Source organism: Geodermatophilus sp. CPCC 205506 (genome assembly GCF_051383635.1).
Taxonomy (GTDB): domain Bacteria; phylum Actinomycetota; class Actinomycetes; order Mycobacteriales; family Geodermatophilaceae; genus Geodermatophilus.
On sequence record NZ_JALPKP010000032.1, the window covers coordinates 49,419 to 70,993 of the forward strand.

Sequence of the window (21,575 nt, forward strand, 5' to 3'; positions counted from 1 at the left end):
ACTCGGCCTCCTCGTGACCCATATGGCACAGGGAAACGTCCGAATTCGTACAGCCTTCCTGCCTCCTGAGCGTGATGCTGGTCGGTGTCAACGAAGGGGCGGGCCACCGCCTGGACGAGATCAGAGGAGCCTTGCGCGTGAGCGATCAGATCACCTGGGAGAAGTGCCCACAGTGCGGTGACTCCGCCGCCGTGGGCTGGGTGAAGGTCCGGGAGATCACCGGACCCACGGTGGTGTGGATGCCGGCGGAGTTCGATTGCCCAGCGGGATGTGACCTCACGCAGGAAGAGCGCTTGGCTGCGTTCGATCCCTCGAGCTGGGTGTGAAGCGCGCGAGCTCTGCTGGCCTGACCGGTAACGGACCGGAGATGTGGCCTCCTCGCCGCAGCGTCACCGCACGTGGTGCGACTGACCGCGGGCGCTGTGTTCCACCGTCTGACGTCGCCGCGATGTGTCCCCACGTGCGCCGCTCAGAGACAGGTGCCGGATCAGGGGCACCTTCGTGAGGCCAGCTTCACGTGGGCCGACGGGAGCCCGCTCACGGCTTGTTGCGACCGCGCCAGAGGACGACAGCAGCGACGACCATCCAGCCCACGAGGATCGACACGAGTGCCCAGCCGACCCAGCCTGGATCGCCCTCGGGCACGCTGACTACGCCGAGCACACAGGGATCCTGACGGTTCGAGCGGGGCACGGCGAGCGCTCGTGTCCCTGAACGGGCCGCTCAGGGCGACGCCCCACCAGCTCACCATGGGCGTGGCTCAGGACGCTTCGAGACTGGCGATGCGAGCTGCGCGACGCTCGGCACCGTCGAGCGGACTCACCGACGGACGGCGTAGCGAAGCAGGACGTTGTCGGATCCCGCGGGGCGGCGGGCGTCGAGCAAGGTCAGGTCGGTGGGCCGGTCGAAGGTCGGTGTGCCGCCGGCGAGCGCCCGGGGCCCCACCATGAGGTGGATCTCGTCGACCAGCCCGTGGGCGAGCAGCCCGTTCCACATGGTCCGGCTGGCGAAGACCAGGATGTCGCCGGTCCCGCGCTGCTTCTCGGCGGTGACCCGGGCGGCCGCGGCGGCGCGCGGGACGACGGTGGTCACGCCGTGCCACGGGTTGTCGGTCGGCACGACGAGCCCGTCGCTGATGACGATCTTCGGAAGCGGGTCGTAGCGCCGGCTGAGCTCACGGTTGTCGTCGCTGAGGGCACGGTTGGCGGGGTCGTGCGGGGCGTCGGCGATGTGCGGCCAGTAGGAGCTGAAGCCCTCGAACGAGCGCCGGCCGAGCAGCACGGTGCCGGCGGAGCGGATCCGCTCGAGGTTGTAGGCGTCGAAGGCGGCGTCCATGTTCAGGGCCATGACGTCGCCGCCCGGCCCCTCGAACGACCCGTCGAGAGAGACGGTGTTGCTGACGACCACGGTGCGCACGGGGTCCTCCTCCCGTCGGGGCCCCGGGTGGGCCCTCCACCACTGAGTCGGAGCTGGTCCGACCATCTCGACATCGAGATCGCCGCCAGCAGCTCCGCGCAGGCCGCTCGGGGACATCGGGGACCGCTGCCCGCGCCGCATCGGCAGAGCGACCCTCGGCGGCCGCCGCGGTACGGGTCAGTCGGCCCGCGGGCCGCGAGCGTTGGCCGGGTCCCCCGCCGGGTCGAGCTCCGCTCCGCCGGCCGGGTGCAGGAGCGGGCCCGGCGCGCCCTCCCCACGGCCGAGCGCCGCGACGAACTGCCGCAGCACGTCGTCGCCGGCGTGGAACGGCGCCCAGTCCAGCAGCCGCCGGGCGCGGGTCGTGTCCAGGGCGGGTGCCTGCGTCCCGATGTCCAGCCAGCCGGGTTCGGTGGGCACCAGGTGGGCGTGGAACGCCGCCGCCAACGCGGTGCGCAGCACCACGGCCGGCACCGGCACCCGCACGGTGCCCAGCGCCGTGGCGATGGCGTTCGCGTCCATCGTCGGCTCGGCGGCGAGGTTGAACGGGCCGGGCGCGCGGCGGTCGAGGATCCTCCCGAGGGCGTCGGCGACGTCGTCGGCGTGGATGAAGGAGACGTAGACCGACGGCAGCGGCAGGGGCAGCACCTTGGCGACCGACCCGGGCAGCAGGCGGGCCGCGCCGAAGAGCAGCGGGCCGAGGAAGTAGCGGCCGATCTCGCTGCTGGCCTCCGGCTGCAGGACCAGCGTCGGGCGCACGACGGTGAGCGTCGTCCCCGCGGCGCGGCTGACGACGTCGCGCACCACCTGTTCGGCCTGGGACTTGTCGCGGCTGTACTGCGCGCTGGGGATACCGGTGGTGGGCCAGTCCTCGGCCACCTCGGTCCGCCCGGCCCCGGGGGCGTAGGCCCCGAGCGAGGACATGTGCACGACGTGGCGCACGCCCGCGGCCACCGCGGCCCGGGCCACCCGGCGGGTGCCCTCGACGTTGACCCGGTGCAGCCGCTCGGGCTCCCGGCCGGGCTGCAGCGCCCACGCCAGGTGCACGACCGCGTCGACGCCGTCGAGGAACCGGGTGAGCGCGTCCTCGCTGCGGGCCTCGCCGAGATCGGCGAGGTGCCACCGGACGTCGTCGTAGGGGCCGCCGTCGGGCGGCTGGCGCCGGGCCAGTCCGCGCACCTCGGCCACGCCGCTGTCGGGAGCGGTGAGCCGGCGCAGCAACGCCGTCCCCACGTTGCCGGTCGCACCGGTCACGGCGACCGTCAGGCCCTGGAGGTGGTCCCGGGACAGTTCAGTCATGCAGGGGCGGCTACCCGGAGGACGGCGGCCTACCCGGGCGCCCGGCATCGGGGCTGGCGGGCCGGGCCGTCACCCGAACGTCACAGACGACGACCACGGCGGAAACCCGGCGACTGTCTACTCGCACGCAACCGCGAACACCGCGAGTAGACGACACGAGAGGTCCCGCATGGACGTCGGAAGCACTGCTTTCATCCTCGCCGCCACGATGGCGGTCGCCCTGATGATCCCCGGGCTGGCCCTCTTCTACGGGGGCATGGTCTCCTCCCGCGGCGTGCTCAACATGATCATGATGGTGTTCGGAGCGGTCGCCGTCGTGGGCGTGCTCTGGACGTTCTTCGGCTTCTCCGCCGTCTTCGGGAACTCCTACGGCGGCGCCGGCCTGCTCGGCGACGTCACCGAGTACCTGGGGCTGGGCTCGCTGGTGCCCGGTGACGAGAGCGCCGCGCTGCCCCCGGCACTGGTTGCCGTCTTCCAGGCGCTGTTCGCGGTGATCACCACGGCGCTCATCGCCGGCGCGGTGGCCGACCGGGTGCGCTTCGGCCCGTGGCTGCTGTTCGCCGGGCTGTGGGCGGCGCTGGTCTACTTCCCGATCGCGCACTGGGTGTTCGCCTTCGACTCCGCCGACGGCAGCGTCCTCGGCGGGTGGATCGCCAACAAGCTCGCCGCGGTCGACTTCGCCGGTGGCACCGCGGTGCACATCAACGCCGGCGTCGCCGCGCTGGCCGTCGTCCTCGTGGTCGGCAAGCGCACCGGCTGGCCCCGGCAGGCCCGGCCCAACAGCCTCCCGCTGGTCGCCCTCGGTGCCGGGGTCCTGTGGTTCGGCTGGTTCGGGTTCAACGGCGGCTCGGCGCTCGCGGCGGGCAACAGCGCGTCGGTGGTCATGCTGAACACCTTCAACGCCACCTGCGCGGCGATCCTCGCCTGGCTGCTGGTGGAGCGGCTGCGCGACGGGCACGGCACGGTGCTCGGCGGGATGTCCGGCGCGATCGCCGGCCTGGTCGCCATCACTCCCGCCTGCGGTGCGGTCACCCCGATGGGCGCGCTGGCCGTCGGCGCGATCGCCGGCGCGATCTGCCCGCTGGCGGTGGCCCTGAAGTACCGGTTCGGCTACGACGACTCGCTCGATGTCGTCGGCGTCCACCTGGCCGGCGGCATCGTCGGCACCCTGCTGGTCGGGGTCTTCGGCTCCGCCGAGGCGCCCAGCGGCCGCGACGGCCTGCTGTACGGCGGCGGCCTCGAGCTGCTCGGCGTGCAGGCGGTCGCCGCGGTCGCGGTGATCGGCTACTCCTTCGTCGTCTCGCTGCTCATCGCCCTGGCGATCCACAAGACGATCGGGATGCGGCTGCCGCAGGAGGCCGAGGTCAACGGCATCGACCTCGCCGAGCACGCCGAGATCGCCTACGACCTCGAGGGTGCCCTGCACGCTCCCGGGCAGACCACGACGCCGGAGAGCGTCATCGCCTCGGCCGAGCGGATCGCTGCCGGCGGCGCCCCGTCCCCGCGCTCGGAGACGACCACCGGCTGACGTCCGGGCCGCCGATCACGGCGCCGTGACCGCCTCGGGAGCCCCCGGGGTGGTCACGGCGCCGTCGTCGCGCGGGCGGAGGCCGAGGGAGAGGACGGCGATCGCCAGCACCGCCGCCGCGCCCGCCGCGAACCCGGCCGGGATGCCCGCGGCCTCGGCCAGCCGCGGCACGAGCAGGCTGCCGGCCAGTCCGCCCAGCATGAGCGCCAGCGACGTCGCCGAGATCGTCGTGGAGCGCTGGCCGGACGTCGTCCGGGCGTGCAGCAGCTGCTGCAGCAGCGGGACCGCTGCGGCGTGCAGCAGGTAGAAGCCGGCGAACGCCACCCCCGCCAGGACGACGCCCGGCGCGACCGCCACACCGCCCACGGTCACCGCACCGAGCAGCGCCAGGCCGGCCGCGGCCCGGGCGGCCGACCCCCGCGCCAGCCGGCGCGCCGCCGGCGCCAGCAGCGCGCCCACCGCCCCTGCCCCGTACGAGACCGCGATGACGATCCCGAACGCCGCCGAGCCCTCGGTCCGGCTGCCGACGAGGTCGGCGACGTGCAGCGGCCCGAGCAGTTCGAGCGTGGTGAGCACGGCCCCGGTCAGTGCGGAGATCGCCAGCAGCCGCCGGAGCACCCGGTCGCGGACCACCAGCCGGGAGGTGCCGCCGACGACCGCGGGCACCTCCCGGAGCCCGGCCCGCAGCGCCGAGCGCCCGCCGCGCCGCGGTGGACCCACGGGGACGACGAGCAGCGCCACCCCGGCCAGCGACACCGCGCCGAGGCCGGCAGCCAGCAGCAGCGACGCGGCGAGCGCCCCGCCCGCGAGGGAGGGCAACAGCCCGCCCAGCACCGCGCCCAGCGCCAGCCCCGCGCCGTCGGCCGCCCCTGCCCTCGACAGGCCCGGGGTGACGTCGGCGCCCGGGGCGGCGGCGTGGACGGCGTCGACGTACCAGGCCTCCAGCGGCCCGGAGTCCAGCGCGCGGCCGACCCCCAGCAGCGCCCACGCGACGGCGAACAGCAGCACGTCGTCGGCGACCACCAGGGTGAGCGTCCCGGCGATCGACAGCAGCCCGGAGAGGAGCAGCACCGGCCGGTGGCCGATCGCGTCGGCCAGCCCGCCGGTGGGCAGCTCCAGCACCAGCGTGACGACGGAGTAGACCGCGAGCGCCACGCCGATGTCGGCCGGGGACAGCCCGCGGTCGGAGGCCAGCAGCACGGTCACCGGGGTGCTGATGCCCACCGGCAGCCAGCGCAGCCCCGTCAGGACGACGAACCGGCGGGTGGCGGCCCGGACCGACAGCTCCCGGCTCACGACGGGTACTCGAGCAGCGGAAGCAGGTCGACCAGCACGTGCACCAGCGGCTCGCCCGGCTCCTCGCGCGTGTCCCGCCACCGCTCCAGGACGGCGTTCAGCTCGTCGGCCAGTGCGCGGGTGCCGGCGGGGGAGAGGTGCAGCGCCCAGTCGTTGAGCGAGGCCGCGTCGCGCCGACCCTCGTCGAGGTCGTCCCGCTGCTCGGCGTGCGCGGCCAGCACCCGGCGGTGCTGCGAGAGTGTCCGGTGGACGAACTCCTCCACCACCTCGCGTCCGCCGGGCCGGTCGACGACGTCCTCGGTGTGCCACCGGGTGCTGCGGTGCAGGGCCCGCCACCACCGCTCCCGGGCGGTGCCCTCGCCGGGCACCTCCTCGACGAACCCCAGCGCGGCGAGCCGGCGCAGGTGGTAGCTGGTGGCGCCGCTGCTCTCCCCGAGCCGCTGGCCGAGCCGGGAGGCGGTCGAAGGGCCGTCGGCGCGCAGCACCCCGAGCAGGGAGGTGCGCAGCGGGTGGGCCAGGGCGCGCAGCGTGCGGGGGTCGTGCACGTCGACGGTCGGGGTGGGCGGGTCCTCCTCGGTCACGACGCCGAGACTAGAGTGCAAAGAGTTGTTTGCAAAGACGCCTTTGCACTAGTCGGCGCCGACCTCCTCCAGGGTGTGGCCGCGGTGCTCGGGCAGTGCCCACGAGGCCAGGGCGGTCAGCACGAAGAAGGCGGCGAACGTGCCGAACACCAGCGGGTTTCCGCCGGCGTCCAGCAGCGGCGGCACGCACAGCGGTGCGGCGATCGAGGCGATCCGGCCGAAGCCGGCGGCCGCGCCGGAGCCGGTGCCCCGCAGCGCGGTCGGGTAGACCTCCGGGGTGACCGCGTAGACCGCGCCCCAGGCGCCGAGGTTGAAGAACGACAGCACCATGCCGGTGACCAGCACCGCGGTGTCGCCGTCGGCCAGCGCGAACATCCCGGCGCCGGCGGCGGAGCCGAGGAGGAAGACCACGAGCGTCGGCCGCCGCCCCCAGCGCTCGATGAGCACCGCGGCCGCCGCGTAGCCGGGCAACTGCGCGAGCGTGATGAGAAGCGTGAAGCCGAACGAGCGCACCAGCGAGAACCCGGACGCCACCAGCAGCGTGGGCAGCCAGATGAAGGCGCCGTAGTAGGAGAAGTTGATGCCGAACCAGACGGTCCACAGGGCCGCCGTCCGGCGCCGGGTGCCCGGCGCCCACAGCGCTCCCGGTCCCGGCGGCCGGGTGGGCTCCGGCGTCGCGGACGGCACCGGCTCCACGCCGGCGGCGGACTCGAAGCGCCGCACCGCCGCCTCGGCCTCCTCCACGCGGCCGCGCATCTCCAGGAAGCGCACCGACTCGGGCAGCCCGCGCCGCACCACGACGGCGTACAGGGCCGGCACGGCGCCCAGCGCCAGGGCCCACCGCCAGCCGGCGTCGCTGCGGGGGACCACGAAGTAGCCGATGAGGGCGGCGAGCAGCCAGCCGACCGCCCAGAACGCCTCCAGCAGGACGACGACCCGGCCGCGGACCCGGGCCGGGGCGTACTCGCTGACCAGGGTGGAGGCCACCGGCAACTCCGCGCCGAGGCCCAGGCCGATGAGGAAGCGGAAGACCAGCAGCGCCCCGACCGACCAGGACAGCGCGGCCGCGCCGGTGGCCACCCCGAACACCAGCAGGGTCAGGGCGAAGACCTGGCGGCGGCCGATCCGGTCGGCGAGCAGGCCGCCCAGCGTGGCGCCCAGCGCCATCCCGACGAAGCCGATGGAGCCGATCCAGGACAGCTCGGTCGGGGTGAGCGACCACTGGACGGCGAGCGCGGCCATCACGAACGAGATGAGGCCGACGTCCATCGCGTCCAGGGCCCAGCCCAGGCCCGAGCCGACGACCAGCCGGCCGTGCTGGCGGGTGAACGGCAGCCGGTCCAGGCGCTGCGCGCGGGTCGGCCAGGTGGTGGTGGCGTCGGTGGTCATCGCGGCGCTGCTACCCGGGGCGGCGCGCGGCCACGCGGGGGTCAGCCGCCGTCGTCCTCGCCGTCGGTGGCGTCCTCGAGCTCCTGCTCGGCGTCGTCGACGCCCTGTTCCACCTCCTGCTCGACGCCGTCGTCGACGACGTCGTCACCGCACGCGGCGACGGTGAACCCGGAGGCGGCGAGGGCGAGGCCCACGGCTGCGGTGCGCCAGCGCCGGCGAGTGGACGTGGACATGGTGCCTCCCTGCGTCGTCGGACTCCGACGACAGGTGGGTGCCCCGGAGAGCGCCTGCTCATGCGGGCTCAGACGACGTGCCCGTACCCGGTGACGGTGAGGAACCGGATCGGCAGCTCGACCAGCTCGGCCGGCCCGTGCGGCCCCTCCCCGTCGAACACCAGGGAGTCGCCGGCGTGCATCTCGTACCGCGCCTCACCGTGCCCGTAGACCATCACGCCCTCGAGCACGTACAGGAACTCGGTGCCGGGGTGCTGGAACAGCGGAAAGACCTCGCTGGCCTCGGTGAGCGTGACCAGCAGCGGCTCGAGCCGCTTGTGCTCGCCGCGCAGCGAGCCGAGCAGCTGGTAGAGGTGGCCGACGTTGCTGCCGCGCCGCACGATCTGCGCGCCGTGCCCGGCGGGGGTGAACACCGCCTCGCGCTCGGCGTCCAGGCCGCGGAACAGCGCGGTCACCGGGACGGCGAGCCCCTCGGCCAGCCGGGCCAGGCTGGAGAGGCTGCAGGAGGTCTGTGCGTTCTCGATCTTCGACAGCATCGCCTTGCTCATGCCGGTCAGCCGCGCGAGCTCGGCCAGGGAGATGCCCTTGGCCAGCCGGAACTCGCGCACGCGGAGGGCGATGACGCCCTCCAGGTGTCCGCCCGGCGCCTCGTCGTGCACGCCGTCAGGGGTGACCTCCACGGCCGGAGCATAGGTCCGGTGAGCCGCTCGGAACCCTGGGTTGATGAGAACGTCACGCGCAGTTGACCCATCCGCCGTACACCCTCCGTAGCTTGGGTTTCCCGAGAGTGGACGATCTGCGGAGGCGACATGACCACCAGTGCACCGGCCATCGGCCACGCCAGCGGCGGCTCGACCGGGCTGCCCAGCATGGAGGTGCCGGGCGTCCGGGCCTTCATCGGCGACACGCTGGCCAACCCCGGCGGCGCCGAGTTGTGCGGCGGCTTCTTCGAGCTGTTCGCCGGCGCGCCGCTGGACTACGAGTACACCTACGACGAGATGAAGCTCGTGGTCGAGGGCGAGTTCCACCTCACCGACCTCGACACCGGGCAGCGCGTGGTGGCCCGCGAGAAGGACGTGCTGTTCTTCCCGAAGGGCACGCGGATCCGCTTCGAGACCCCCGACCGGGCGCTGGGCTTCTACACCGGCCAGCGCTCGTTCGCGCCCTGACCGGCATGGGGGGAGCGCACACCAGCGTCCCGCGCTGGCCGGCCGGCGACCCGGGCGTGGACCCCGCCGCGCGGTCGGTGGCGATGCTCGGGTTCGGTCCGGCCGGCGTCGCCGCCGTCCGCCGGTGGCTGCCGCAGGTGCCGCCGGGCACGCCGGTCACCGCCACCACGACGGGGGCCGCGGACGCCGCCGTCCTCGACGAGCTGGCCCGGCGGGTCGCCGCGAGCAGCGTCGGCTGGCGGCTCATGCTGGCCGGCCCGGAGGCCGACGTCCTCGCCGCCCGCGCGGTCGCCGTGGACGGGGGCCTGCTCGACGCCGAGGTCCGCACGGCCGTCACCGACACCGGCCGCAAGCGGGTCTTCTGCCCGCACTGCCGGACCACGACCGAGGCCGAGGTCGACGTGGGCGCCGAGACCGGCTGTTCCGGCTGCGGGCGGCGGCTGGTCGTCCACTGGCACGTCTCCCGCCGGTCGGGCAGCTACCTGGGCTACATGGCCGACGCGGAGGAGGTGGCGTGACGGCGGTGCTCGACTCCCGTCCCTCCGCCGGGGTCGCCGCCGACGGGCTGCTGCTCGAGGTGGCCGGGGTCGCCGACGCCGCACCCGGGGTGCGGTCGGTCGCGCTGCGCCGTCCCGACGGCGGGCTGCTGCCGGGCCACCCACCGGGCAGCCACCTGGTGCTCGCGTGCGGCGAGCGGCGCAACGCCTACTCGCTCACCGGCGACGGCGCGCCCACCGACGAGTACCGGATCTCGGTGCTGCTGTGCCCCGACGGCGCCGGCGGTTCGGCGTTCGTCCACCGACTGCGGCCCGGCGATCCCGTGCTGACCTCCCGGCCGCGGAGTGCCTTCGCCCCCGTGTCGACCGCCCGCCACCACCTGCTGGTGGCCGGCGGCATCGGGATCACGCCGATGCTGTCGCACGCCCGGGCCGCGGTCCGGTGGGGCCGCTCGTTCCGGCTGCTCTACGGCCACCGGCCGGGCGCCGGCGCCCACCTGGCCGAGCTCCGCGAGCTGTGCGGGGAGCGGCTCGAGGCGCACGACTCCACGCCGGCGATGCTCGACGCCCTCACGTCGGCCCTGGCGTCCCAGCCGGTCGGCACGCACGTCTACGTGTGCGGGCCGCCGCCGCTGATCGCCGCCGTCGAGGAGACCGCGGCGGCGCTGGGCTGGCCGGAGCAGCGGGTGCACGCCGAGCGGTTCGCCGCGGCCGACCTGGACCCGGGTGCGCCGTTCACCGCCCGCCTGGCCCGCAGCGGGATGTCGGTGCCCGTGCCCGCGGGTGTCTCGCTGCTCTCGGCCCTGGAGGGCGCGGGGGTCGCCGTCCCGTCGATGTGCCGGCAGGGCGTCTGCGGGGAGTGCCGGCTGCCCGTGCGGTCCGGCCGCCCGCTGCACCGCGACCTCTACCTGTCCGAGACCGAGCGCGCGGCCGGCGACGCGGTCATGGCCTGCGTCTCCCGCTGCGCCGACGACGACCTGGAGCTGGACCTGTGATGCCCGCCGTGCTGCCCGAGCGGACCGCCCGCTTCCCGTTCCCGTTCCCGGACGACACCTACCGCTACTCCACCAACGTCGAGCCGGCCCGCCGTCCGGTGGTCACCGCCGCCGGGACGTGGGGCGACCGGCTGCTCCACGTCGACGACGGCTACGCGGCCGAGCTGGCGCTGCGCCGCACGGTGCTGGCCGCCGACCCCATGCGCTGCCAGCAGCTGCCGCACATGCGCGTCGCGGCCTGGGACGCGCTGCTCACCCTGCTGCCGGACCTCGCCGCGACGTACCCCGACGCGATGGCGCTGCGCCGGCACGGGGACCGCTGGTCCTGGCGCAACGACCTGATCGGCACGTCGGCGTCCTTCGTCGTGGGGGACGACGACTCGCTTCCCGGCGGGCCGCTGGCGTTCCTCGGCAGCCAGGTGCAGGAGGACGTCGTCCTGCTCGACCAGCGCGAGGGCTCGCTGTGGGCCGACGCCGGTCTGGTCACCTCCGCCGCCGACTGGTCGATGGGTTTCGACGTCGGGATGCGCTTCCTCGAGGTGCACGGTCCGGTGCCGCGGGTGCACGAGGCCGGGGTGGTGCAGCGCGCCGAGCAGTTCCTCATGCGGCTGCAGCCGGGGCAGGAGTACCGGCGGACCAACTGGACGATGACCGTGGACCGGCGGCTGGACACCTCGACCGAGACCTATCCGGAGTGGGGCCGCGACCGCCGGCTGGTCGTGGCGGACCCGGCGCTGCCCGACCGGCTGCACCTGCGGGTGGAGGTGCAGCACCTGGTCCGGCTGGGCGCCTCGAACGCGATCTGCTTCCTCATCCGCACGTACCTGCTCTCGCTGCGCGACCTGGCCGCGGTGCCGGAGTGGCGGAGCCGGTTCGCCGCGGTGCTCGCCGAGCTGCCCGACGACATGGCCGACTACAAGGGCCTGACCCGCTTCCGCGCTGCCGCCGTCGACTGGCTCCGCACCGGCTGACCCCCGAGGGGCAGAGATGGCCATTTCTGCCCCTCGGGGACGGGGGACGTCCGCCTCGGCAACCCGTCGGCGCCGGCCGGTTGGCCCACGTCCGCATCAGGCCGACGACGCGGACGGCGTGGCGGCGGCCCTGCCCGTGCGCCGCCCCGGTGATGAGCGCGACCTGGCCGTCGAACCGTCCCACGGTGCCTCCCCGGTGGTGTCCTGCAGTCAGGACTCCCGCGGCCGCCCCGGGTCATCGGCGATCGGCGCGTACACCGCCCGGGCCCGGTCCACGACGGCGAGCAGGTCGGCGAGCTGCTGCTCGCTGCGGTCCGGCGCGAACCGCCCGTGCGACGTGGCGAGCCCGGCCAGGGCGTCGAGCGCGGCCAGGCACCAGCGCGCCGACGCCGCCCGCGCCGTCCGGTGGCCGGCGACGTCGACGTACACCGGTGAGGTGGTGGCGAACACCGGCGCCCCGGCGGGGTCCTCGCCGCCGTACGCCGCCGCGGTCAGCCACAGGCCGCCGGCTACCGCCACCTCGGTGACCAGCTCCGCCCCGCCGGTCGAGGCCGCCACGCCGTCGGGCCCGTGCAGCTCGAGCCGGTCGGCCTCGCCGGTGACGGTGGCCCGCACGCGGAGCCGGTCGCCGTCGGTGCGGTCGAGCACCGCACCCGGGCCCGCGCCGTCGACCTCCAGCGTCAGCCACGGCCCGTTCGTGACGACGGTCCGCCCGGCGCGCACCGCTGCGGCGAAGGCCTGCGCCGACAGCTGCTCGTCCCCGAGGCCGGCGTAGACCCGGACCCAGCCCGGCGGGTTGGAGGCGGTGCCCGGCCCGTGCGAGAAGGAGAGGAAGACGTCGCTGCCGGCCGTGGCGGTGAGCCGGAGCCCGCAGTTGAGCAGGTGGTGCCAGAGGACGACCGCACCGCGGTCGTCGAAGCAGGAGACGACCTCGAGGGTGTCCACCAGCCCGAGGGCGGCGTCGGCGACGAGCTCGCGGGCCTCCACCGTGCGCTGCGGGACGAACAGCGCGGCGACGTCCTCGAGGGGGGAGTAGACCGGATGGGCGTAGGTGGTCAGTGCCCCGAGGTCGCGCATCTGCTCGCACGCCGCGCTGTTGGGCGGCCAGTCCCATGGGGCGTCGGTCCCCTCGTGCCCGGTGTGCAGCAGCGCCGGGACGCCGGTCAGCCCGAGCCCGTGGACGTGGCCGAGCAGGTCGTTGCGGAACTCCAGCCCGGCCAGTGCCGTCGTCCCTCCGGACCACAGCTCCTGCCCGGCGGTCTCGGCCAGCAGCTCCCGGTCGTAGACGAGCGGGCCGCCGAGGTTCCCGGCGGTGAGGTGCAGCAGGTGCAGACCCTCACCGGCCTGCATGCGCGCGGCGTCGGCCGGGGTGAGCACGGAGTCGCCGCTGTAGTCGAGGTGGACGTGCAGGTCGCCGCCGTACCAGCCGCCCGCCGCCGGGTCGCAGCGCCGGGGTGCGTCCCACCCGACCTCGGCGGTCTCCCCGGCGCCGACGTCGAGGTCGTGTTCCGTGCGTCCGTACTCCAGCCCACGGGCGGCGGTCACCTGCAGCCGGCCCGCCGGCACGGCCAGCTCGACGGTGGCGGCGTGGAAGAACGGCCGGTGCGCGGCGTCCCACTTGTGCGGGACGCCGTCGGCGAACCACGCGCCGCCGGTCTCGTCGACGACCGACCAGCGGACGCAGTGCGGAGCGGTCAGCCGGAGGGTGGCGGCCGCCCGCGCCTCGACCGGGAGGACCTCGGCCGGCCCGTCGCCGCACCGGACGGTCACCGCGGGTGCGGCCGGGTCGACGTCCAGCGTCCGCAGGCCGGTGCCGCCGGCCGGCACCGGGACCGGGTGGCCCGCCACCTCGACGGTGACCTCGACGGGAGCCGCCGAGTCGACGACGACGTCCACCGGGACGGTGCGCCCGGCCAGCCCCGGTCGGGGAGGACCGGACCGGACGCCCGCCGTCCCGTCGGCGGCCACGGTCACCAGGACCAACCCGGCCGGGACCTCGTCGCCGACGGCCGCCCGCACCGCCGCGCCCCAGTCGCCGGTGGCGGCGAAGTCGTCGAAGGCAGGGCCGAGCAGGGAGAAGCGGGCCCAGCGGAAGAAGTCCGGCAGCGAGTCCTCGCCCCAACCCCATCCCTGCTCCTCCTGGAGCCGGCGGTACCGGGCGGTCATCTCCACCACGGCCGGAGGGAGGTCGAGCACCCGGTCACCGCCGCAGCACATGGGGCCCACCGTGGCACCGCGCCCGCGCGACCACCAGCGACCGGGGAGTCGGTGGGACGGCGGGCAACAGGAACTCTCCGCTGCGGTAACCGGGAGGAAACGAGCACTGGGTTCACTCAGAGGCGACAACAGTTCACGTCAGTGGACGCAACGCCAGGAGGCCCCCGTGTCGCTCACCGCCACCCGCCCCGAGGCCCCGCCGGCGCCCCTGCCCGCCGCTCCGGCCGGTCCCGACCTCGCCACCCGCGCCCGCGCCGACGGCATCGAGTTCATCATGGCGCTGTTCGTCGACCTGACCGGCAAGCCGTGCGCCAAGCTGGTGCCGATCGAGGCGATCGAGGAGCTGCAGACCGAGGGGGTCGGGTTCGCCGGCTACGCGGTCGGTGCGATGGGCCAGGAGCCGCGGGATCCCGACCTCATGGCCATCCCCGACCCGGCGTCCTACATGCCGGTGCCGTTCGTCCGCCCGGGCCTGGCGATCGTGCACTGCGACCCGCACGTGCTCGGCGAACCGTGGCCCTACGCGCCGCGGGTGATCCTCAAGGAGCAGCTCGCCCGCGCCGCCGCGCTCGGCCTGGAGCTCAAGGTCGGCGCCGAGGTCGAGTACTTCCTGGTGGAGCGGGGCGCGGACGGCGCGCTGCGCCCGGCCGACCCGAAGGACACCGCCGCCCGCCCCTGCTACGACGCCCGCGGGCTGACCCGCATGTACGACCACCTCACCGAGGTGTCGAAGGCGATCAACTCCCTGGGCTGGGGCAACTACGCCAACGACCACGAGGACGGCAACGGCCAGTTCGAGCAGAACTTCGCCTACGCCGACGCGCTGACCACCGCCGACCGGGTGGTCACCCTCCGGTACCTGCTGTCGGTCATCGCCGAGCAGCGGGGGATGACCGCCACCTTCATGGGCAAGCCGTTCACCGACCGCACCGGCAGCGGGCTGCACATGCACCTGTCGCTGTGGCGGGACGGCGAACCGGCCTTCCCGGACGCCGGCGACGCGCGGGGCCTCGGCCTCTCCTCGCTGGCCTACTCCTTCGTCGCCGGGCTGATCGAGCACGCCTGCGGGCTGCAGGCCGTGCTCGCCCCGACGGTCAACGCCTACAAGCGCACCGGCGCCAGCTCCACGCGGTCCGGCGCCACCTGGTCGCCGCGCACGGCGTCCTACGGCGGCAACGACCGCACCCACCTGCTCCGCGTTCCCGACGGCAACCGGGTCGAGCTGCGCGGCGGTGACGGCTCGGCCAACCCCTACCTGGCCGCTGCGGCCGCGCTCGCCGCCGGGCTGGACGGCGTCCGGCGCGGTCTCGACCCGGGCGACCCGGGCGCCACCACCAGCAGCCCGCTGCCGCCGACCCTGCTGCACGCGGTCGAGGCGCTGGAGGCCGACCCGGTCGTCGCCGGCGCGCTCGACGCCGCCGGCCCGGGCGTGGCCGGCTACTTCGCCGGGCTCAAGCGCGAGGAGTTCTTCGAGTGGCACGGGCAGGTGACCCCCTGGGAGGTCGACCGCTACGTGACCGCCTTCTGACCCGACCGACCGACGAGAGGAACCCCTGACGTGTGCGGGATCGTCGGGCTCCACCTGCGGGAGCCCTCCCTGTACCCCCGGCTCGGCGAGCTGCTGACCGGGATGCTGTGCCAGGTCACCGAGCGCGGCCCGGACTCCGCGGGGGTCGCCGTCTACGGCGACCCGCGCTGGTCGCCGCCGGGCTCGTCCACCGTCTCGCTGCTCACCGGCGACCGGACGGCGGACGACGTCGGCGCCGCGGTGCGCCGCGCCCTCGCCGACGCCGAGGTCGTCGACGCCGGCCAGACGCTGGTCGTGCACGCCGCGACCGACCCCGGCACGCTGGCCGCCGCCGTCCGGGACGCCGTCCCCGGTGCGCTGGTGATCGGCGCCGGCGAGGAGGTCGCCGTCCTCAAGGGGGTGGGCCACCCGCAGGCGCTGGCCGGCGCGTTCGGCCTGCCCGCCGCGCGGGGCTGGCAGGGGGTCGCGCACACGCGGATGGCCACCGAGTCCGCCGTGACCCCGGCGCACTGCCACCCGTTCTCCGTCGGCACCGACCAGTGCCTGGTGCACAACGGCTCGTTCGCCAACCACGCCACCATCCGCCGGGAGCTGACGGCGGCCGGTGCGGTCTTCGACAGCGACAACGACTCCGAGGTCGGCGCCCGCTTCGTGGCCGCGCAACTGGCCGCCGGCTACGACCTGGAGAAGTCGCTGAAGCTGCTCTGCGAGCGCTTCGACGGCTTCTACACCTTGCTGGTCAGCACCCGCGACAGCTTCGCCGTCGTCCGCGACGCCATCGCCTGCAAGCCCGCCGTCGTCGCCGAGACGCCGCAGTGGGTCGCCATGGCGTCGGAGTACCGCGCCCTCGCCGGCCTGCCCGGCATCGAGCACGCCCGCATCTTCGAGCCCGAGCCGGAAGAGGTCTACGCATGGCAGCGCTGATCGAGACGCGGGTGGCCACCGAGCCGGCCCTCGTCGACCTGTCGGTGTCCAGCGTCCGGGAGCTGAACCAGGCCCTGCACGCGCCCGACGTCGCCGACAAGGCGCCCGCCTGGCGGGTCACCCACCCCGACGGCCGGCACAACGTCGCCGTCGGCCTCACCGCGGAGATCGACGTCCGCATCGAGGGCCACGTCGGCTACTACTGCGCCGGGATGAACCAGGCCGCGACGGTGACCGTCGAGGGCAACGCCGGGGTCGGCGTCGCGGAGAACATGATGAGCGGCACCGTGCGGGTGCGCGGCAACGCGTCGGCGTCGGCCGGCGCGACGGCGCACGGCGGGCTGCTGGTGGTCGAGGGCTCGGCCGCCGCCCGCTGCGGCATCTCGATGAAGGGCGTGGACGTCGTCGTCGGCGGCGACGTCGGGCACATGAGCGCCTTCATGGGTCAGGCCGGCCGGCTGGTCGTGTGCGGCGACGCCGGCGACGCGCTGGGCGACTCCCTCTACGAGGCCCGGATCTACGTCGCCGGGTCGGTCCGGTCGCTGGGCGCCGACTGCGTCGAGAAGGAGGTGCGCGCGCAGCACCTGGCCGAGCTCATCGGGCTGCTCGCCGCCGCCGGCCTGGACGCCGACCCGCGGGACTTCCGCCGGTACGGGTCGGCCCGCCGTCTCTACAACTTCCACGTCGACAACGCCTCGGCGTACTGAGGGGTCACCCATGCGTGAATCAGCCACCTTCGACCGCTCCACCATCGCCGAGATCCAGCGCGCCGCCGAGACCGGCATCTACGACATCCGCGGCGGCGGCGCCAAGCGGCGCGTCCCGCACTTCGACGACCTGCTCTTCCTCGGCGCGAGCATGTCCCGGTACCCGCTGGAGGGATACCGGGAGCGGTGCGACACCGACGTCGTCCTCGGGGACCGCAACGCCACCTACCCGCTGCACCTGTCCACGCCGGTGACCATCGCCGGGATGAGCTTCGGCGCGCTCTCCGGCCGGGCCAAGGAGGCGCTCGGCCGCGGCGCCAGCGAGGTCGACACGTCGACCACCACCGGCGACGGCGGGATGACCGAGGAGGAGCGCGGCCAGTCCAAGCACCTCGTCTACCAGTACCTGCCCTCCCGGTACGGCATGAACCCCGACCACCTCCGGATGGCCGACGCCATCGAGGTGGTGCTCGGCCAGGGCGCCAAGCCCGGCGGCGGCGGCATGCTGCTCGGCCAGAAGATCACCGAGCGGGTCGCCGGGATGCGCACCCTGCCGGTCGGCGTCGACCAGCGCAGCGCCTGCCGGCACCCCGACTGGACCGGCCCCGACGACCTGGAGATCAAGATCCGGGAGCTGCGGGAGATCACCGACTGGGAGAAGCCGGTCTACGTGAAGATCGGCGCCAGCCGCCCCTACTACGACGTGAAGCTCGCGGCCAAGGCCGGCGCCGACGTCATCGTGCTCGACGGCATGCAGGGCGGCACCGCCGCGACCCAGGACGTGTTCATCGAGCACGTCGGCATCCCGACGCTGGCGGCGCTGCCCCAGGCGGTGCAGGCGCTGCAGGAGGAGGGGCTGCACCGGCAGGTCCAGCTCGTCGTCTCCGGTGGCGTCCGCAACGGCGCCGACCTCGCCAAGTGCATGGCCCTGGGCGCCGACGCCGTCGCGATCGGCACCGCCGCGCTGATCGCGCTCGGCGACAACGCCCCGCACCTGGACGAGGAGTACCGGGCGCTCGGCTCCGCGGCCGGCTTCTACGACGACTGGCAGGCCGGCCGCGACCCGGCCGGCATCACCACCCAGGACGACGACCTGGCCGCGCGGCTGGACCCGGTCGTCGGCGGACGGCGGGTCGCCAACCTGATCCGGGTGATGACCATGGAGGCGCAGATCATCGCCCGCGCCTGCGGCAAGGCCCACCTGCACTCGCTGGAGCCCGAGGACCTGGTGGCGCTGACCATCGAGGCGGCCGCGATGGCGCGGGTGCCGCTGGCCGGGACGTCCTGGATCCCGGGCCGATGAGTGACCTGCGGGTGGAGGTCGCCGTCGTCGGCGCGGGGCTCATGGGGGCCGCGACGGCGTGGGAGCTCTCCCGGCGGGGGGTGTCCGTGGCGCTGGTGGAGGCGTTCGACCCGGGACACCGGCACGGCAGCTCGCACGGCACGTCGCGGATCGTGCGGCGGGCCTACGCCGACCCGTTCTACGTCCGGCTGACCGCACGGGCGATGGAGCGCTGGGCCGAGGCGGAGGCCGACACCGGGACGACGCTGCTGCGCAGCACCGGCGGGCTCGACCACGGCCGGGCGCGCGACCCGGTCGGCCTGGCCGGCCTGATGCTGCAGGAGGGTGTGCCGCACGAGCTGCTCTCCGCGGCCGAGGCCCAGGCGCGCTGGCCGGGGATGCGGTTCGACGGGCCGGTGCTCTTCCACCCGCAGGCCGGGGTGCTCGACGCCGACGCCGCGGTGGCCGCCTGGGTGCGCCGGGTGGGGGAGCTCGGCGGCGTGGTGCTCCGCCGGACCCGGGTCCTCGGCATCGAGCCCGCGGGGGACGGCGTCCTGCTGCGCACCGACGGTCCGGCGATCGCCGCCGACCGGGTGGTCGTGGCCGCCGGGCCGTGGCTGCCGGAGCTGGCACCGGCCCTCGGCGTGCCGGTGGGGCTGCCGCCGCTCACGGTCACCCAGCAGCAGGTCTTCCACTTCCGGCTCCGGGACCCCGGCGCGGCCTGGCCGACGTTCGTGCACAAGGGGCAGCTGCAGCTGTTCGGCCTGCCCTCGGGTGCCGACGGGGGCTCCCGCCCGGCCTTCAAGGTCGCCCAGCACGACGGCGGCACCCCGACCACGGCGTCCGGCCGGGACGGCGTGGTCGACCCGGCGTCGCGGGAGCGGGTCGCCGGGTACGTGGCGGAGTTCCTCCCCGGCCTGGACCCCGAGCCGGTGGCCGAGGCGAGCTGCCTCTACACCACCACCCCGACCGAGGACTTCGTGCTCGACCGGGTCGGTCCCGTCGTCGTCGTCTCGCCGTGCTCGGGCCACGGCGCCAAGTTCGCCGCCCTCGTCGGCGTACTCGCCGCCGACCTCGTGCTGGGCCGGGGGAGCGCGGAGCCCCGGTTCGCCCTGGCGGCGGCCGCGGTGTGGTGACCGGAGGGGATTCGCGGGCGTCACGCCCGCGATCCCACTCCATGGCGGGTCAGCCGTGCTCGCGGACGTGCTGGACGACGAGGGCCGCGGTCCGCCCGGGCGCGAGCTCCGGGATCCAGTGCGGCACGCCCTCGAGCACCTCCAGCCGGTAGGGGGCGTCGACGAAGCGGCGGGTGTGCTCGGTGGCGGCGCGCCCGAGGAAGGCGTCGCCGGTGCTCCACAGGTGCAGCGTCGGCACCCGCACCGTGCCCACCGGGTCGCGCGGGTAGAGCGGCAGCGCCCGGTACCAGGCCAGCGCCGCCGCGAGCGCGCCCGGCTCCCGCATCCGGCGCACGTAGTGCTCGCACACGTCCCGCGGCAGGTCGCTGCGGAGGAACATCCGGCGCAGCGGCTCCCCGCGGCCGGCCAGCAGCAGCAGTTCCGGCAGGAACGGCAGCTGGAACAGGCCCATGTAGTACGACCGCAGCGCCTGGTCGCTGGTGACGATCGCGCGCGTCATCGCCCCGGGGTGCGGCACCGACAGCGCGGTCAGCGTGCGCACCCGCTCCGGGTGCCAGGCGGCCAGGGCCCACGCGATGACGCCGCCCCAGTCGTGCCCGACGACGTGCGCGCTGCCCAGCCCGGCCTCGTCGAGCAGGGCCAGCACGTCGGCGGTGAGCTCGCGCAGCCGGTAGGCCGAGCGGCCGGACGGACGCGCGCTGGGGCAGTACCCCCGCTGATCGGGGGCGAGCGTGCGCAGCCCCGCGGCGTGCAGGTCGGCGGCGACGGCGGTCCAGGCGGTGGCGTCCTGGGGGAAACCGTGCAGCAGCACCACCGGCTCGCCGTCGGTCGGTCCGCCGTCCCGGACGTCGAAGACCATGCCGTCCCGCCGGAAGCAGTCCACCCCGGCACCCTGCCCCCGGCGCGGCGCCGTCCGCCAGTCGGTCGCGCGCCGCCCGGGCGGGCGACACCGGGCGGCGGGGACTGGCGCAACAGCGGGGGACGGCGACAGGGTGGGTGTGATGACCACCACAACCGACCCCCGGGCCGTCGCGGACACCGTCACCGACCCCGAGCTGCCGATGCTCACGCTCTCCGACCTCGGGGTGCTGCGCGACGTGCGGGTGGAGCGCGACGGGACCGTGGTCGTCGATATCACGCCGACCTATCCCGGCTGCCCGGCGATGGGGACGATGCACGCGGACCTCGACCGCGCGCTGCGCGAAGCGGGGTTCGCCGACGTCGAGGTCCGCACCGTGCCGGTGCCCGCGTGGAGCACCGACTGGATCACCGCGGAGGGGCGCCGCAAGCTCGTGGAGGCCGGCATCGCCCCGCCGGGCCCCGCCCCGGTGCGCGACGGCGGCCCCGTGTCCCTGCAGCCCGGCCCGACCCGGCGGAGCGTGTCCTGCCCGCTGTGCGGGTCGGCCGACACCGAGGAGCTCAGCGAGGTCAGCGCCACCGCGTGCAAGGCGCTGCGCCGCTGCCGGTCTTGCCGCGAGCCGTTCGAGCACGTCAAGGAGATCTAGCCGATCAGGCCGCCGGCTCCGGGGCCCGCGCCACCGGGTCGGGTCCGGCAGCGGAGGAGCGGATCCGGGACCATGGAGGGCGTGACGGCCACCGCGGAGGAACTGATCGTCCTGGTCGACGACGACGGGACGGCGATCGGCACCATGCCCAAGCCGCTGGTCCACCACGGCGAGACGCCGCTGCACCGCGCCTTCTCCGCCTACCTCTTCGACGCCGCCGGCCGACTGCTGGTGACCCGTCGCGCGGAGGGCAAGCAGACCTTCCCCGGCATGTGGACCAACACCGTCTGCGGACACCCCGGGCCCGGTGAGGACGACGCCGCCGCCATCGCCCGGCGCGCCGCCTTCGAGCTCGGCCTGCGGGTCGCGGAGCTGCGCGCGGCGCTGCCGGCCTACCGCTACCGGGCGGAGTTCCGCGGTGTCGTGGAGAACGAGGTCTGCCCGGTCTACCTGGGCCGCTTCACCGGCACCCCCGCGCCGGACCCGAGCGAGGTCGGCGACTGGGAGCTGCTGGACTGGGCGGCGTTCCGGCGCCGGCAGGAGATCGAGGGCGACGACGCCTGGTCACCGTGGTGCCGGGAGCAGGCGGGCCTGATCGAGGCGGCGGGTCTGCTCCCCCTCTGAAGGGCCGACATGGCCATCCCGGCCCCTGGTGGGGACGGCGGGTAGCGACTGCGGTACGGGGCGTGTCAGCCGCTCGGGACGCCGGTGTCGCTACCGGGGCGCGTGCGACACGCGCCCTAACTTCCGCCGCATGGAGCGCCGCCGGTTCTTGCTCTTCCTCGCCGCGGGTGTCGCCGGGGCGGCCGTCGGCCGCGGGACCGCCGACCTCGTGCACCCCGAGCGCGCGCTCGCCGCGCCCGTCCCCGCCGCGGCCGCGGAGCCGGCGCTGCCGCCCCGGCCGG

Annotated in this window: 23 protein-coding genes; 13 read left to right on the top strand and 10 right to left on the bottom strand. The window is 75.1% G+C overall.

The window, feature by feature from the left end; translation table 11 throughout:
- The first annotated feature begins 137 nt into the window (after window positions 1-137).
- Window positions 138-326, top strand: coding sequence for a hypothetical protein (locus MY520_RS18085; RefSeq protein ID WP_436693945.1), 189 nt, complete (start codon window positions 138-140; stop codon window positions 324-326).
- A 211-nt stretch (window positions 327-537) separates the two neighbouring features.
- Here the strand turns inward: MY520_RS18085 and MY520_RS18090 are convergent, their stop codons facing one another.
- From MY520_RS18090 to MY520_RS18100, 3 genes are all read right to left on the bottom strand, one after another.
- Window positions 538-663, bottom strand: a complete 126-nt coding sequence (locus MY520_RS18090) for a hypothetical protein (protein WP_436693946.1) — start codon at window positions 661-663, stop codon at window positions 538-540.
- A gap of 156 nt (window positions 664-819) precedes the next feature.
- Window positions 820-1,416, bottom strand: coding sequence for a dihydrofolate reductase family protein (locus MY520_RS18095; RefSeq protein ID WP_436693947.1), 597 nt, complete (start codon window positions 1,414-1,416; stop codon window positions 820-822).
- A gap of 177 nt (window positions 1,417-1,593) precedes the next feature.
- Entirely contained in the window at window positions 1,594-2,712 is a 1,119-nt protein-coding gene (locus MY520_RS18100; protein ID WP_436693948.1) for an NAD-dependent epimerase/dehydratase family protein, read from the bottom strand.
- 169 nt (window positions 2,713-2,881) lie between these two features.
- Here MY520_RS18100 and MY520_RS18105 point away from each other — a divergent pair, with 169 nt between their 5' ends.
- A complete protein-coding gene (locus MY520_RS18105; RefSeq protein WP_436693949.1) occupies window positions 2,882-4,240 on the top strand; it encodes an ammonium transporter in 1,359 nt (452 codons plus the stop codon).
- A gap of 15 nt (window positions 4,241-4,255) precedes the next feature.
- On the opposite strand, the gene MY520_RS18110 is transcribed toward MY520_RS18105, so the two are convergent.
- From MY520_RS18110 to MY520_RS18130, 5 genes are all read right to left on the bottom strand, one after another.
- Window positions 4,256-5,536, bottom strand: coding sequence for an MFS transporter (locus MY520_RS18110; RefSeq protein ID WP_436693950.1), 1,281 nt, complete (start codon window positions 5,534-5,536; stop codon window positions 4,256-4,258).
- Complete coding sequence (locus MY520_RS18115; protein ID WP_436693951.1) at window positions 5,533-6,117, bottom strand: helix-turn-helix domain-containing protein; 585 nt, start codon at window positions 6,115-6,117, stop codon at window positions 5,533-5,535. Before MY520_RS18115 ends, MY520_RS18110 begins: the two co-directional genes overlap by 4 nt.
- A gap of 48 nt (window positions 6,118-6,165) precedes the next feature.
- On the bottom strand, window positions 6,166-7,506 hold the full coding sequence (locus MY520_RS18120; protein ID WP_436693952.1) for an MFS transporter: 1,341 nt from the start codon (window positions 7,504-7,506) through the stop codon (window positions 6,166-6,168).
- A 41-nt stretch (window positions 7,507-7,547) separates the two neighbouring features.
- Window positions 7,548-7,739 carry a hypothetical protein gene (locus tag MY520_RS18125; RefSeq protein ID WP_436693953.1) on the bottom strand — a complete coding sequence of 64 codons (192 nt, stop codon included), beginning with the start codon at window positions 7,737-7,739 and terminating at the stop codon, window positions 7,548-7,550.
- A 68-nt stretch (window positions 7,740-7,807) separates the two neighbouring features.
- A complete protein-coding gene (locus MY520_RS18130) occupies window positions 7,808-8,419 on the bottom strand; it encodes a helix-turn-helix domain-containing protein (RefSeq protein WP_436693954.1) in 612 nt (203 codons plus the stop codon).
- A gap of 129 nt (window positions 8,420-8,548) precedes the next feature.
- Between MY520_RS18130 and MY520_RS18135 the strand changes: the two genes are divergently transcribed.
- From MY520_RS18135 to MY520_RS18150, 4 genes are read left to right on the top strand one after another with little or no spacing between them, the layout of a single operon-like run.
- Window positions 8,549-8,908, top strand: a complete 360-nt coding sequence (locus MY520_RS18135) for a cupin domain-containing protein (protein WP_436693955.1) — start codon at window positions 8,549-8,551, stop codon at window positions 8,906-8,908.
- Window positions 8,909-8,913: 5 nt separating this feature from the next.
- On the top strand, window positions 8,914-9,426 hold the full coding sequence (locus MY520_RS18140; protein ID WP_436693956.1) for a dimethylamine monooxygenase subunit DmmA family protein: 513 nt from the start codon (window positions 8,914-8,916) through the stop codon (window positions 9,424-9,426).
- Entirely contained in the window at window positions 9,423-10,400 is a 978-nt protein-coding gene (locus tag MY520_RS18145) for a PDR/VanB family oxidoreductase (RefSeq protein ID WP_436693957.1), read from the top strand. Before MY520_RS18140 ends, MY520_RS18145 begins: the two co-directional genes overlap by 4 nt.
- Entirely contained in the window at window positions 10,400-11,371 is a 972-nt protein-coding gene (locus MY520_RS18150; RefSeq protein WP_436693958.1) for a heme-dependent oxidative N-demethylase family protein, read from the top strand. The genes MY520_RS18145 and MY520_RS18150 overlap by 1 nt, the downstream gene beginning before the upstream one ends.
- 210 nt (window positions 11,372-11,581) lie before the next feature.
- On the opposite strand, the gene MY520_RS18155 is transcribed toward MY520_RS18150, so the two are convergent.
- On the bottom strand, window positions 11,582-13,588 hold the full coding sequence (locus MY520_RS18155) for a CehA/McbA family metallohydrolase (RefSeq protein ID WP_436693959.1): 2,007 nt from the start codon (window positions 13,586-13,588) through the stop codon (window positions 11,582-11,584).
- 166 nt (window positions 13,589-13,754) lie between these two features.
- On the opposite strand from MY520_RS18155, the gene glnT reads away from it, so the two are divergent.
- From glnT to MY520_RS18180, 5 genes are read left to right on the top strand one after another with little or no spacing between them, the layout of a single operon-like run.
- Window positions 13,755-15,116, top strand: coding sequence for a type III glutamate--ammonia ligase (gene glnT / locus MY520_RS18160; RefSeq protein ID WP_436693960.1), 1,362 nt, complete (start codon window positions 13,755-13,757; stop codon window positions 15,114-15,116).
- A gap of 30 nt (window positions 15,117-15,146) precedes the next feature.
- Entirely contained in the window at window positions 15,147-16,040 is an 894-nt protein-coding gene (locus MY520_RS18165; RefSeq protein ID WP_436693961.1) for a hypothetical protein, read from the top strand.
- Window positions 16,028-16,747, top strand: coding sequence for a hypothetical protein (locus tag MY520_RS18170; protein ID WP_436693962.1), 720 nt, complete (start codon window positions 16,028-16,030; stop codon window positions 16,745-16,747). Before MY520_RS18165 ends, MY520_RS18170 begins: the two co-directional genes overlap by 13 nt.
- A 10-nt stretch (window positions 16,748-16,757) precedes the next feature.
- Window positions 16,758-18,050, top strand: a complete 1,293-nt coding sequence (locus tag MY520_RS18175) for an FMN-binding glutamate synthase family protein (RefSeq protein WP_436693963.1) — start codon at window positions 16,758-16,760, stop codon at window positions 18,048-18,050.
- A complete protein-coding gene (locus tag MY520_RS18180) occupies window positions 18,047-19,165 on the top strand; it encodes an FAD-dependent oxidoreductase (RefSeq protein ID WP_436693964.1) in 1,119 nt (372 codons plus the stop codon). Before MY520_RS18175 ends, MY520_RS18180 begins: the two co-directional genes overlap by 4 nt.
- Window positions 19,166-19,214: 49 nt before the next feature.
- Here MY520_RS18180 and MY520_RS18185 read toward each other — a convergent pair whose 3' ends face one another.
- Complete coding sequence (locus MY520_RS18185; protein ID WP_436693965.1) at window positions 19,215-20,048, bottom strand: alpha/beta fold hydrolase; 834 nt, start codon at window positions 20,046-20,048, stop codon at window positions 19,215-19,217.
- A gap of 118 nt (window positions 20,049-20,166) precedes the next feature.
- Between MY520_RS18185 and paaD the strand changes: the two genes are divergently transcribed.
- Window positions 20,167-20,670, top strand: coding sequence for a 1,2-phenylacetyl-CoA epoxidase subunit PaaD (paaD, locus tag MY520_RS18190; protein ID WP_436693966.1), 504 nt, complete (start codon window positions 20,167-20,169; stop codon window positions 20,668-20,670).
- An 81-nt stretch (window positions 20,671-20,751) separates the two neighbouring features.
- Entirely contained in the window at window positions 20,752-21,294 is a 543-nt protein-coding gene (gene idi / locus MY520_RS18195) for an isopentenyl-diphosphate Delta-isomerase (protein ID WP_436693967.1), read from the top strand.
- Window positions 21,295-21,575: the final 281 nt, after the last annotated feature.